Origin of the sequence: Paenibacillus sp. GCM10027626 (genome assembly GCF_042676285.1) — a bacterium.
Lineage (GTDB): Bacteria > Bacillota > Bacilli > Paenibacillales > Paenibacillaceae > Paenibacillus_Z.
The window spans coordinates 200,681-213,082 of sequence record NZ_JBHTHC010000004.1; the positions used below are offsets into that span (position 1 = coordinate 200,681).

9 protein-coding genes are annotated in these 12,402 nt (G+C 52.3%); 3 read left to right on the forward strand and 6 right to left on the reverse strand.

Annotated elements, in window-relative coordinates; translation table 11 throughout:
* Window positions 1-27 precede the first annotated feature (27 nt).
* Complete coding sequence (locus ACFQ0N_RS10735) at window positions 28-1,290, reverse strand: ABC transporter substrate-binding protein (protein WP_379325720.1); 1,263 nt, start codon at window positions 1,288-1,290, stop codon at window positions 28-30.
* A 198-nt stretch (window positions 1,291-1,488) separates the two neighbouring features.
* Here ACFQ0N_RS10735 and ACFQ0N_RS10740 point away from each other — a divergent pair, with 198 nt between their 5' ends.
* The gene (locus ACFQ0N_RS10740; protein ID WP_379325722.1) at window positions 1,489-4,278 is read left to right on the forward strand and encodes a glycosyl hydrolase; all 2,790 of its coding nucleotides are present in this window, start codon (window positions 1,489-1,491) and stop codon (window positions 4,276-4,278) included.
* A gap of 60 nt (window positions 4,279-4,338) precedes the next feature.
* Here the strand turns inward: ACFQ0N_RS10740 and ACFQ0N_RS10745 are convergent, their stop codons facing one another.
* From ACFQ0N_RS10745 to ACFQ0N_RS10755, 3 genes are read right to left on the reverse strand one after another with little or no spacing between them, the layout of a single operon-like run.
* The gene (locus ACFQ0N_RS10745) at window positions 4,339-5,100 is read right to left on the reverse strand and encodes an SDR family NAD(P)-dependent oxidoreductase (RefSeq protein ID WP_379325724.1); all 762 of its coding nucleotides are present in this window, start codon (window positions 5,098-5,100) and stop codon (window positions 4,339-4,341) included.
* Between the two features lie 13 nt (window positions 5,101-5,113).
* Entirely contained in the window at window positions 5,114-6,832 is a 1,719-nt protein-coding gene (gene ilvD / locus ACFQ0N_RS10750) for a dihydroxy-acid dehydratase (RefSeq protein ID WP_379326025.1), read from the reverse strand.
* A gap of 20 nt (window positions 6,833-6,852) precedes the next feature.
* The gene (locus ACFQ0N_RS10755; protein WP_379325726.1) at window positions 6,853-8,352 is read right to left on the reverse strand and encodes a M81 family metallopeptidase; all 1,500 of its coding nucleotides are present in this window, start codon (window positions 8,350-8,352) and stop codon (window positions 6,853-6,855) included.
* A 212-nt stretch (window positions 8,353-8,564) separates the two neighbouring features.
* On the opposite strand from ACFQ0N_RS10755, the gene ACFQ0N_RS10760 reads away from it, so the two are divergent.
* Window positions 8,565-9,200 (forward strand): GntR family transcriptional regulator, encoded by a 636-nt coding sequence (locus ACFQ0N_RS10760; protein WP_379325728.1) that lies wholly within the window; start codon window positions 8,565-8,567, stop codon window positions 9,198-9,200.
* 269 nt (window positions 9,201-9,469) lie between these two features.
* Here the strand turns inward: ACFQ0N_RS10760 and ACFQ0N_RS10765 are convergent, their stop codons facing one another.
* Window positions 9,470-10,549 (reverse strand): Gfo/Idh/MocA family protein, encoded by a 1,080-nt coding sequence (locus ACFQ0N_RS10765; protein WP_379325730.1) that lies wholly within the window; start codon window positions 10,547-10,549, stop codon window positions 9,470-9,472.
* 164 nt (window positions 10,550-10,713) lie between these two features.
* On the opposite strand from ACFQ0N_RS10765, the gene ACFQ0N_RS10770 reads away from it, so the two are divergent.
* The gene (locus ACFQ0N_RS10770; protein WP_379325732.1) at window positions 10,714-11,583 is read left to right on the forward strand and encodes an AraC family transcriptional regulator; all 870 of its coding nucleotides are present in this window, start codon (window positions 10,714-10,716) and stop codon (window positions 11,581-11,583) included.
* 25 nt (window positions 11,584-11,608) lie between these two features.
* Here ACFQ0N_RS10770 and ACFQ0N_RS10775 read toward each other — a convergent pair whose 3' ends face one another.
* Window positions 11,609-12,328 carry a response regulator transcription factor gene (locus ACFQ0N_RS10775; RefSeq protein WP_379325734.1) on the reverse strand — a complete coding sequence of 240 codons (720 nt, stop codon included), beginning with the start codon at window positions 12,326-12,328 and terminating at the stop codon, window positions 11,609-11,611.
* Between the last annotated feature and the right edge of the window lie 74 nt (window positions 12,329-12,402).

Genomic DNA, 12,402 nt, shown 5'->3' on the forward strand with positions numbered 1-12,402 from the left:
AGCAGCAGCCCCGAATTTGATCAGGCTTTATTGATTTTGTTTCATGTATTTCTCCATCTCGGCATCAAGCGCTTTCGTTACGCCAGAAGCATCCATTTTGTCAAACAGCATGTTCTGCACAACATTGTTAAATTCGGTTTGCAGATTCGGGTTCAACCAGCCTTGATCAAGAAAACGCCAAAACTGGTCGCGCTCAATCGCTTCTACAATCGGCTGAAAGCCCGGCTCCAGATCGGATTTTGCCTTCAGATTTGTCGGGAATGAATTCTGGCTTTTTGCCCATACCGCCTGATATTCAGGCTCCGCCCAAATTTCCAGATACTTTTTCGCCAAATCCATATATTTCGTATCTTTATTGATTGCCCACGTTGTGCCTACAGCAGCGGCGGCCCATACTTCACCTTCCTTATTCGGCATCGGGAACATGCCGAAATCCAGATCCGGATTCGCCTTTTTGATCGGATCGGCCGCCCAGCTGCCGTTAATCAGCATAGCCGCCTTCCCTGTTACGAAATTGTTCTGTGCGCCGTCGCCGGACAAACCCAGCGCATCGGGGGAAGCATAATTTTTATACAGGTTTTTATACTCGGTCAGCATCTCTTCCCATAAACCGGTGAACTTCGCTTCGCCGGAATTCATTTTCTCATCGAAATCCGGATGCTTGGCGTAAATCCATGCGGGCGCAAACGTATACGTATCAAAGATTTGCCATTCCTTGTTTAAGGCAATCGGCGTTATGCCGGATTGTTTAATTTTGTCGCAGACTGCCAGAAACTCGTCGTAATTTTTTGGAATATCGATGCCGAGATCGTTGAATACTTTTTTGTTGTAATAAACTCCGAGTGCAGCAAGGTCGTTCGGCAGTCCATACAGCTTGCCGTCAAAGGTCGTAACCGATTTCGCATTTTCCGAGATGTCCCCTGCCCACGGCTCATTGCTCAAATCAGCCAAATAGCCCGCTTTGGCATAGGAACCGATCGAGGTCAGGCCAGGGTGAATCATGACAACGTCAGCCAGTTCCCTCGAGGCTGCGCGCGCCTTCAGCAATTCCTTGAACTCTGGTCCCCCTTTGCCTTCGTATACAACCTTTGTCCCGGGATTGCGCTTTTCAAATTCGCGGTTAACCTCTTCAATATTGCCGATATATTCTCCGGACTTGTATCCCAGTACACGCAATGTGACGGTTTCGGAGCCCCCTGCCTCTTTGCCTGATCCGGAATTGCCGCAGCCTGTCATAGTTGCTGCAAGTACAATGCATGAAGCCATTACTGCCCACGATGTTTTGTTCAAAACTGTGTGCCCCCTTCTCTCCCGTTGTTCGTGCTTACAGTAGCTATATTAGCATCCGTCCCTCCGCGACAACAGGACGTCATCTTTGAACTCATGGACATCTTCTTGGGAGTTGCGGCTAACCACCTGTCAACGTCTCGACAACGCTTCCATTTTCCCTATACAATAAGGGCATCAGATTGGGGAGGGAGTCTACATATGGTTGCATCGACAGCAGAATTCAGCAATATAAAAACTAAATTCACCTCGCCGGAGCCGCCGCGGAGCTTGTATCCGCTATTTTGGCTGCATGGCGATGAACGTGAGACCGAGGCCGTATTGCGGCAGGAAATTGCCGCTATGGATGAAGGCGGCTGCGGCGGCTTTGTCATCGAATCGAGACCGCATAAAGACTATCTGGGCGAAGGCTGGTGGCGGGATGTCGCGATTTGTCTCGATGAAGCCGAAAAGCGGCGGATGAAGGTATGGATTTTTGATGAGGAGTTTTTTCCGTCGGGAATTGCAGGCGGCAAGGTGCTGCAGGATCATCCGAAATACCGCATGAAAGCCCTCGTCCGCGAGCAGTTCAGCTGGGAGCAGGTAACCTCATTTCCGCTTGCCGAGGGCAACTTGCAGGCTTGGGACGAGGTATTAAGTTTGTCTGTGCATGCCGCTAGTGAAGTAGCCGGACAATACCGTTTATTTGACAACTGCGACGAATTGCTCGCATGGAGCAGGCAGCCAAAGACCGAGGCTAGCGCATGCTCATGGCAAATCAATGTCATCGGGCTCAAGCCAACCTGGAGCGGACGGGAAATTGATAAAATGGTCGATTATATCGACCCTGAGGTGGCGGACCGCTTTATTAAACTTACGTATGAAGCGACCAAGGAACGCTTCGGCCATTTGTTCGGCACCGTCATTCAAGGCTTTTTTGGCGATGAGACAAGCTTCGAGAACTTCGGCTCCTATGATTACTTGTTTGGTCCCGAAACGCCAAGCCTGCCATGGACCCGTCAGCTATTCACCGCCTTTCGGGCGCAAAAAGGCTACTCCTTGCGCGAGAAACTGAATCTGCTGTGGGACGATGCGCCGCTTGCCGATCCAGAGCTTGCAAGAGAGACGATGAAAGTTCGCTTTGACTATATGGACGTCATGACCGCTTTGTTTTCCGAGCATTTCTTCGGCCGCATTCAGCGCTGGTGCCACGAGAACCGCGTGCAATTTATCGGACATATCGTCGAGGATAACCATGCGCATATGCATCACGGCTACGGCGTCGGCCATTTTTTCCGCGCTACGAAGCATTTTGATATGGGCGGCTATGATTTCGTCCTGCGGCAAATCGATCCCGGCCAAAAGCTGCAGCCTTATACCGAACATTACCCCCAGTTCGCTACCTATCGTAAACCGCCATATCCGGATTTCTTTCACTTCACGCTGGCCAAGCTTGCGCAATCGGCGGCGCATTTGGAGGTCGGAAGCGATCTCATTATGTGTGAAAACTTTGGGGCGTACGGCTGGGATTTAAGTATGAAGGAGATGAAGTGGCTAACTGACTGGCAGACGATCCGCGGTACGAATTGGTATGTTCCGCATGCCTTCTCGCCGATTTTTCCCGATCCTGATTGCCCGCCGCACTTCTATGCCGGAGGACGCAATCCGTTGTGGCCGTTTTTCCGTCCGTGGGCGGACTATGCCAACCGCTCCTGCTTCATGCTCCAGGATGCGCAGCAGATCGCCCGGATCGCTGTCGTCTATCCGGCAGAATCGCATTGGAGCGGAGATCCTACCCGCCTTGATGAGGTATGCCGCAGTCTGATGGAAAATCAGTGGGACTTTAATATTGTCTCTTGCGATCTGCTAACAGATTCGCAGCTGAGCACAATTGCAGAAGGAAGGCTGCATATTCGCGACGCATCATTCCGCACGATTATTTTGCCTGGTGTTCGCACATTGCCGCTCGCTGTCATGGAGCGACTCGCCGCTTTTGTGCAAGCAGGCGGGCAGTTGATCGCGCTTGATGCATTACCTGACCGGGAGTGCCGCGGGGCCCATGAAGCTGTTAGCAAGCTTGCGGGCGAGCTCTCAAATGCCAGCACGGTTACAACGGTTACACTTGATCAGCTTTCCGACGCCATTCTGACAGAGTTGCGCAGCATTTCGCTGGAGCAGCCCTGCACAGAGCTGCGGTATGCCCATTACTTCAAAGCAGGCATTAACGTCTTCTTCCTGCATAATGAAAGTCCGACGACCGCCTGGAGCGGGACGATCCGCCTGCATGCCGCCGGCATTCCCGAGCTGTGGAACCCGATGGACGGTTCAGTGCGGCAAGCGGCCGCCTACAGCTGCGGTTCCGCGGACACGGCGATCTGGCTGTCGCTGGCGCCATTCGCGGCAACCTTCGTGGTCCTTGCGCCTGACGGAACTGTAGAGCAGCTGGATCATCTGGAGATAGACGATGCTGTGCTGCAGCAAAGCGGCGTACAAGCGGCACGAGATGCAAGCGGCACTATTCAAGTTTGGGAGCCAATCGACGATGCGAAGAAGCGGATGGATGAAGTTTGGCAGGCTGTCACAGTCTCCAGCACCTTGGATGAAATTGACTTGCCGCAGCCGGCTGAGATTCCGGCCATGCAAGATTGGCTGACGCTGCCCGCAAGCGCCAAGTTCAGCGGAACGGTAACTTATCAATGTCAGCTTAAGCAGCCTGCTGCAGACGGAGCAGATGGAGCAGACGGGCAGCAAAAGTATGTGCTCGATTGTGGAGAAATAGGCGGGGTAGCCGAATTCGAAGTTAACGGCGTAAAGCTGCCGCCGCAATTTTGCCCGCCTTATCAGCTTGATTTGCTCCCATCGATGTTTAACGGGCAAGCAGGCTGTACGATTCGTTTGGCGGTTACAAACACATTAGGCGCATATATCGAAAACTACTGTAATCCCGGTAAGCCGGCACCGGCCGGACTGCTGGGCCCAGTAACGCTGCAGGCTTACCGCAGACTAAAGTAAGCAAGCTGGACGGGGACATTTCTAGCTAAATGTGCCCCGTCCACTCCCATGGCTGATTGGTCAATGCATCATCCAGCCGCCGTCTACATTCAACGTTTGACCTGTAATAAAATCGCTGTCTCTGGAGGCGAGAAACACGAATGCCCCTTCCAGATCATCCGCCAGCTCCCGCCTTGGGAAGCATTGCAAGCTGCGCAGCGTTTCCAACACTTCATCGGATGCCTGCTGACCTACCTTCTCCGCCTCCGTCTCTGTATAGACGGCGCCCGGCGTCAAGCAATTGACCGTGATGTTGTGCTCACCGACCTCCCTCGCCAGCGCCCGGGTAAAGCCGACGATCGCGCCTTTGGAAGTTACATAATGCAAAAAGTTTTTTTGCCCGGTAAAAAACGTGACCGACGAAACATTGATGATTTTGCCGCGTCCCTGCTCTTTCATGAATGGAAATACGGCCTTGGCGCACAAAAACTGCGAGCGGACATTGGTCGCCATAATATGGTCCCACTCTTGGACGCTGATTTCGTACCATGTTTTACGGGGATCCATTGCCGCATTATTGACCAATATATCGACTGTGCCGTACCGGCGGGCCGTCTCCGCGACCAGCGCCTCGACTTCGTCTTCCTTGGAGACATCTGCTTGAAAGGCAAACGCTTCGCCGCCGCTCCGGCGGATCTCCTCGACAACCCTCTCCGCAAGCTCCGGATGAGTCCGGTAATTGACTGCAACCTTCGCTCCTTCCACCGCATAGCGCTTGGCGACGGCTGCGCCGATCGAGCGGGAAGAGCCGGTTATGATGGCCACCTGCTTGGATAATCTCATTGTTGATCTCTCCTTATAAACATGATCCGCCCTGCAGAGCGGGACGCGCTAATCGGGTATACTGGCCGAGCGCGCCTCTATGTTTGATCTCCGGTCTTTTCCAGCCCTGTCTCCGTTCCGATAAAATCGTCTCGATTTCCGCCGCTTCACGCTCGATCCCCTCCGTGCCAACGATCGAAATCGTCCGGTTCGGGATGTCGATGCGAATCAGATCGCCGTTCTCCACGAAGGCGATCGGCCCGCCTTCACAAGCTTCCGGACCCAGATAGCCGATGCAAGGGCCTCGCGTCGCGCCGGAGAAGCGGCCATCTGTCACCAGCGACGTCGTGCGTGACAAGAGCGGATCGGAAGCGATCAGCTCGGACATAAAGAACATCTCCGGCATTCCCGTCGCCTTAGGGCCCTGGTAGCGGATAACGACGACATCGCCAGACTTGATCTCCTTGGCAATCAGCGCATCGACTGCCTCCCGTTCACTGTCATATACTCTCGCCGGCCCTTGGTGCATCTGCATCTCATCGACGATAGCCGATTTTTTGACCGTCGCTCCCTCAGGCGCCAGATTGCCCTTAAGCACGGCGAGCGAGCCTTCCGCCTTGAGCGGCTTGTCGAACCGGTAGATAACATCTCTACGATTCAGCTTATAATTGGCCAGAAACATCTCGGCGAACTTCGGCATCTCACTCTTAAAGTGCTGCTCGAGATTTTCCCCGAGCGTGCGCCCGGTTACCGTCATGACGTCCAGATGGAGAAACGGCTTCAGCTCTGCCATTACCGCCGGTACGCCGCCGGCATACCAGAAAAGCTCTGTCGGGTATTTTCCGGCTGTCTTGGTGTCCACCAGCACCGGAATGCGGCGATGAATCTCATTGAATCTGTCGGCGTTAAGTTCAAGCCCCGCTTCCCGGGCTACCGCAATCAAATGCATAACCGCGTTCAAGGAACCGCCGATCGCCGAATGGACCATGATTGCATTCTCGAAAGCCTGCTCCGTCAGAATATCGGACGGACGGATGCCCTTCTCTGCAAGACGCATGACCTGCTGGCCGGCATCGCGCGCCGCCCGCTTGATCTCGGCATTCGTAGCCGGAATAAGCGCCGTCCACGGCAGCGCAAGACCAAGCGACTCCGCCATCACCTGCATCGTGGCTGCAGTCCCCATATACTGGCAGGCACCGCAAGTCGGACAGCAGCTGCGCTGAAAGGCAAGAAATTCTTCCTTGCTCATCTTGTTCTGTTCGACTTCGACGCTCATATGCCACAGTTCTTCATTCGAACGCATGCACGGTCCGGCCCCCATCGCGCCGCCAGGCACGAAGACAGCCGGAATGTTCAGCCTCGCGATCGCCATCAGATGCGCCGGTACCGCTTTATCGCCGGCGGATGTTAACACCGTGGCGTCGAATGGCGTAGCCATCGCATGTATTTCCACAAGAGAGGCGATCAAATCCCGGGATGGCAGCGAATAATGCATACCGCGGTGCGCCTGCGCAACGCCGTCGCAAATATCGGTCGCGGTATAGACAGCTGGCTTGCCGCCCGCTTGATAGACCCCCTTCTCGATCTCGTCGACAAGCTCGCCAAGATGATAGGAGCTTGGGTGGCTATCTCCTCGCGTACTATCTACAAGAACCTGGATACGCGACAAATCCTCGACCGACCAATCCATCGACATGCGGAGGGCATCGCCTTCAAAGCTGATCTTTCGGACTTTCTGGCTTTCTTGCATCATGTTCACTCCCGCTTCCTCTCTCATAGCGATAACTGCTGCCAGTCAAAATGATCATCGAAAGGATACATCGGCCTTGCGATCCGTTTAAACGGCATGTCAAACAGGTTCGCAGAGCTGCTGCCTGGCGTATCCAGAATAAATATTTTGTTACTCAGCCGTTCATACTGTGCCCGGAACTGATTGGCCGACTTGACCATTACAAAATCAGCTGTTGCCGGCTCCAATCCAACGGAACGGTACATCGCAGGATCGCCAGTAAAAATTGCCCGCTCCTGCAGCAGCACAGACAAACCGCCGATTTGCAGTACGACGCATCTTCCCATGCGGCCGACTGTATTTTTGGCATGGGCGCCTACCATAACGAATTCGCCGTCTCCGATCGTCCGCACTTTGCCAAACACTTCGATCGGGGTCCCTTGACTGCTCTGCGAATACCCGACAGATAACGTTACAGAACTCCCTACACCGGCTCGAATCGCAGTATCGACCGCCGGCGCATCAACCATTGATAGCATGCCGGAAAGCTTGTGCTCCATCCCAAGTTCAAGAGCTCTTCGTAATACGAAATTGCTGTCTCCCGTCGAGCCGGCCCCCGGACTGTCCGCGGAATCCGAAATAACGACTGGCTTCCCGCTCCCTTGGCAGCGAAGGGCCAGTTCCATCGCCTCATCGACAGTCAACAGTTCCACACCAAATTCATACCGCTTTTCCCACAATAGTCCTGCCAAACGATCCGCTTCCCGCTGCGCTCGCTCACGATCGCTCCCAACGACAACGACCGCCGAGCCGTATTCTTCGATATCCAGCCAGGGCTGTACCGGAAAGAGCGACGTGATGAGCGATTCTCCCCGCTGTTCGCCGCGCCTTGCTTCCTCCCACAGGGCGCCGAGAGGCCCGCTGTGAAATTGGCCATTCTCAGCCGGGACGATCATCGGAACTTTGCGCATTGCGATAACAGGCTCGCTCTCCTTGTTTACAATGGATAGCAGCAGCCCGGCAGCCTGCAGTCCCGTTTCATAGAAATCGATGTGAGGGAACGTCTTATAACCGACCAGCCCGTTTACCTTGCCGGCGATTCGCGCCGTCATGTTCGCATGCGGGTCCAGCGTAATAACAAGCGGCGTCTGCTCGCCAATGTGCCGGCGAATCAAGGCGATCAGCTCACCTTCAGTATCATCGCAGCCCTCGGCAACCATCGCGCCATGGAACGCAAACAAAACGCCATCCACACCCCCGCCGTCCCTCGCTGCCTGCAAACGGATATCCAAATCCGCCTTCAACTCGTTAAAAGCGGTTGCCGATAGCGGGCCTGAAGAGACAGCCATGCAAAATAATGTAGGTACAATCTCTGCCTGATTGAGCCTGAGCTGATCGCAGAACCCTTTTACCTCGTTTTCAAAAGCCGCTTCGGTCAGCTCTTCCCCTGTTATGTAAAAATAATTGCGGAAATCTTGAACTGTCGTCTTCTTCGGACTGAACGAATTGCTTTCTTGCAAAATACCGCCCACCACAATACGCATCTGTCGATCCTCCTCATACGCCTGTCAGGTTTATAAAAGCAAGCTCTATCCACGTAATGACACTGCCATCATAACACGTTCCCGAAACTTGTCAATGATTTATTTAAAACATTATATTGTTGACAATCTTACGTTTGAATAATTATAATTGCATTATCGAAGCAAGTAAGCTACCATTTCCATAAATCGTATGAATAAAGAGGATCACGATCATGAAAAATTTTTCATTTACCCAACAATCGAACCTTTCCCTCCGCGAGAAGGTTGTCGTCGAAATCCGCAATGCGATATTGCAAGGGCATCTGAGCGCGGGCGAAAGAATAAAGGAAAATGAAATCGCACTTCAAATGGGCGTCAGCCGGGGGCCGATCAGGGAAGCAGTTCGCCAACTGGAGTTGGAAGGCTACGTCATCTCATACCCGTACCGGGAAACGGTCGTCGCCGAAATGGATGAGAACGAGATCAAGGATTACTTGACCCCGATCCGCTATCACCTCGAATCGACAGTTATTCAAAAAAATCTGGACGCTATTAATGACGAGTTTCTCGGTCGTTTGCAAGAGATTATTGACGAGATGGATCACCATCACGCTGATAGCGATGTATACTTTTGGGTCGAACAAGACCTGCTGTTTCATGAAACCATCATCCGTCTCGCACCTGAGCGCACGGTCCATTTGATTTGGGAGAGCGTCTCCAACCGGATTAAACTTCATTTCAGCCAGCGCACCGGCGCTTACGACAAGCAGCAATTCGTGCGCGATCACCAGCATTTGCTCGATGTCCTGCGAACGAAAGACATGGTCAAGATTCAGCAGACGCTGCTCGCGCATATGAACCTGTATTGACAAGCACCTTAGAAGCAAAGGCCCACCGAAAGTCCAGCTCGCGAAAAAAAAGCCCCTCTTCAGTTCAGGGGCTCACTCGCGAACGGCTTTTTTGTCCTCTGCCAACTAGGCAATGACGTACGCAACTACCCTATCCTGAAAAATACCTGTTGGTAGTGGTGTCTTCATTCCTCTGATGGTGCTGCGATAGTGGCATGGACGTCTAACTGATCGCTCAGAAAAAACAAGTAGTGCCGGAAGATCGCTCTTCCGGCACTACTTTGCTTCTACTATTCGAAATAAATTGCTTTACCTGTCTGGGAGGACTCGTAGATAGCTTCCAAAATCTCGGATACTACGAGTGCTTGCTCCGGCTTCACGATCAACTCTTTGTCGTTCAGTACAGAGTCGATCCATGCGCGGGCTTCCAGCTCGGCCGGATCGTCGCTTGCGCCTTCGTAGAAGGCCACGCCGCCGCTGCTCAGCTCGATTTCCTTGACGTACAGACGGCTGTTTTCTTCGCCGTTAATACGCAGTCCTTGCTTCATGTCGGCGCCAGCTTTCGTACCGCAGAGCGTTACTTTTGCTTCGTCCACTTCAAGCGTATTCAGCGCCCAGCTGGACTCAAGCACGATCGATGCGCCGTTCTCCATCGTAATCATGGCGAAAGCGGAGTCTTCTACTGTAAACTTCGCCGGATCCCATGGACCCCAAGCGTTTGCAGCATTTTCGGTTTGCGACAATTTATGGTAAGCACGGCCAAGAACTACTTTTGGCTTGTAGTTGTCCATCATCCACAGTACAAGGTCAAGCGCATGTGTACCGATATCGATGAGCGGACCGCCGCCTTGTTTTTCTTCGTCGAGGAATACGCCCCATGTCGGTACTGCGCGGCGACGAATCGCGTGTGCTTTGGCAAAGTATACTTCGCCCAGCTCGCCTGATTCGCACACTTGCTTAAGCGCGCGGCTGTCCGTACGGAAGCGGTTGTTATAGCCAATGCTCAGCTTTTTGCCAGTTTGCTTGGATACTTCCAGCATGCGGCGAGCGTCAGCGGCCGTCTTAGCCATTGGCTTCTCGCACAGAACGTGCTTGCCGGCCTCCATAGCAGCAATGGAAATTTCGGCATGGGAATCGTTTGGCGTACATACATGGATGACTTCGATCGATGCATCTTTCAGCAGCTCGGTGTAATCGCTGTATACTTTCGCATCCTCATTGCCGTATTTTGCTTTTGCCTCTTCGGCGCGTTCTACGACAATATCACAGAAGGCCACTATTTCGGCTTCTTTCACTTTGGCCAAGCTAGGCATATGCTTGCCGTTAGCGATACCGCCACAGCCGATAATACCAATACGAACTTTAGACATGTTTCGTTCTACCTCCAATTCGAATCGGGAAAAAGTAGTCGTAATTTTACATTGTATGCAAGCATCCAATGCACTAAACTTAGTATAAGCGAAATCGTTGTTGCAAGAATAGGTTCGGAATGGCGAAGCTTTTATGTGATTTTGTCTTTTGACGAGGTGGTCAGATGGAAGTCTATAATGAAAAGGTTGCTTATGAAAACCCTCTTTTGTCTATAAAAGTGTTTCAATCACAGCGCAATAACGACTTTTTTCTCAATTGGCATTATCACCGCGAGGTCGAATTGCTGCTTGTCAATGACGGCACGCTCGATGTCTACATTGAAGAGGAAGTCATTAGACTTAACGCTGGAGACGTAGCGATTATCGGCGCCAAGCAGCTGCATCGCGATCGCAGCCTCGGCATGCCGATGAACTATATTGTGCTGCAATTCGATCTTGATCACTTCTTTGATCACAGCACAATGCCCTATATGCGTTTCTTCTCAGAAGCAAAATCGCCGCTTAGTCAAGCAAACTATATTTTTCGGGAAAATAAGAAAGCGCGCGATGAAGCGGCAGATTGCATCCGGGCCATCTATACGGAGGTCACCTTCAAGCAGACCGGCTACGAGCTGGCTGTGAGCATGATTATCAAAAAGCTGCTGCTCATTATGATCCGCAATGATACGAAGAAGGCGCTCGTAGAAAGCGATGACTTTGACCGCGCGCGGCTGCGCTCCGTTCTCGATTATGTCGAGTCGCATCTGCATGACCGCATTCAGGTTGAAGAAGTATGCAAATTGGCCAATATGAGCTACTACTACTTTGTAAAGTACTTCAAAAAAGCAATCGGATTATCCTTTACCGAATACGTCAATTACCGGAAGATCAAATGGGCGGAACGCATTTTGCTTACAAAGGATATGAGCGTATCCGAGGTTGGCGATCGCATTGGCATGCCGAATATGGCGCATTTTTATAAAATGTTCAAAAAATACAATGATTGCTCCCCGAAGCAATTTCAGAAACGTATGCAGGCATGGGGCAGGCAATAAAGCCCAAAAAGCTCGGCGCTCCGATTCATTTCGGTGCTCCGAGCTTTTTCGGCATGACCAGTTTGTAGCCTACGCCGCGAATGGATTCGATTTGCACCGATTCCTGGCCCAGCTCCAATTTTTTGCGGAGCGAGCTGACATGCACATCCACAGTACGCTGGCCGCCGATGTAATCAAAGCCCCACACGACGTTCATCAAATCATCGCGGGTAATGACCATTCCGGGACGCTGTACAAGATAGAGCAGCACCTCGAATTCCTTAGGACGCAGCGGAACCGTCTCGCCATTCAGGATCACTTCATACTTCTCCGGATAGATGGACAGATCGCCGGCTGTAATTACTTTTTCCGTAGATTCGGTCAGTTTGTCCTCCTCATGATTGGAGCGGCGCAATACAGCAGACACCCTTGCGAGCAGCTCCGCTACTCCAAACGGCTTCGTAATATAATCATCCGCACCGCGGCGCAGTCCTTGCACGACTTCCTCCTCCGCATTGCGCGCAGTAAGAACAATGACAGGCGTACGATTGCCGCTTTGACGCAGCCGGGATAAAATTTCAAAGCCATTCAATCCAGGCAGCATTATATCCAGTACAATCAGGTCGAACGGCTTCTGAAGGGCGGTCTGCAGCCCTTCAGCGCCATGATCGATGACAGTCGTATCGTATCCTTCCAGCGTCAGGTTGTACGAAAGCAACCTCGCCAGCGTCGGTTCGTCTTCAATGACAAGCACTTTTTGCGACATGTAACCCCCAGCTTTCTCGCTTGTTGCTAACCGCTTCATTACTTGCTTTACAAATCAATCATATCATCCAACAC

Excerpts from the sequence above, each read along its gene's own strand:
- ACFQ0N_RS10775 (WP_379325734.1), bottom strand. The coding sequence starts at position 12,328 with ATGTCGCAAAAAGTGCTTGTCATTGAAGACGAACCGACGCTGGCGAGG.
- ACFQ0N_RS10755 (WP_379325726.1), bottom strand. The coding sequence starts at position 8,352 with ATGCGTATTGTGGTGGGCGGTATTTTGCAAGAAAGCAATTCGTTCAGT.
- ACFQ0N_RS10760 (WP_379325728.1), top strand. The coding sequence starts at position 8,565 with ATGAAAAATTTTTCATTTACCCAACAATCGAACCTTTCCCTCCGCGAG.
- ACFQ0N_RS10765 (WP_379325730.1), bottom strand. The coding sequence starts at position 10,549 with ATGTCTAAAGTTCGTATTGGTATTATCGGCTGTGGCGGTATCGCTAAC.
- ACFQ0N_RS10770 (WP_379325732.1), top strand. The coding sequence starts at position 10,714 with ATGGAAGTCTATAATGAAAAGGTTGCTTATGAAAACCCTCTTTTGTCT.
- ACFQ0N_RS10740 (WP_379325722.1), top strand. The coding sequence starts at position 1,489 with ATGGTTGCATCGACAGCAGAATTCAGCAATATAAAAACTAAATTCACC.
- ACFQ0N_RS10745 (WP_379325724.1), bottom strand. The coding sequence starts at position 5,100 with ATGAGATTATCCAAGCAGGTGGCCATCATAACCGGCTCTTCCCGCTCG.
- ilvD (WP_379326025.1), bottom strand. The coding sequence starts at position 6,832 with ATGATGCAAGAAAGCCAGAAAGTCCGAAAGATCAGCTTTGAAGGCGAT.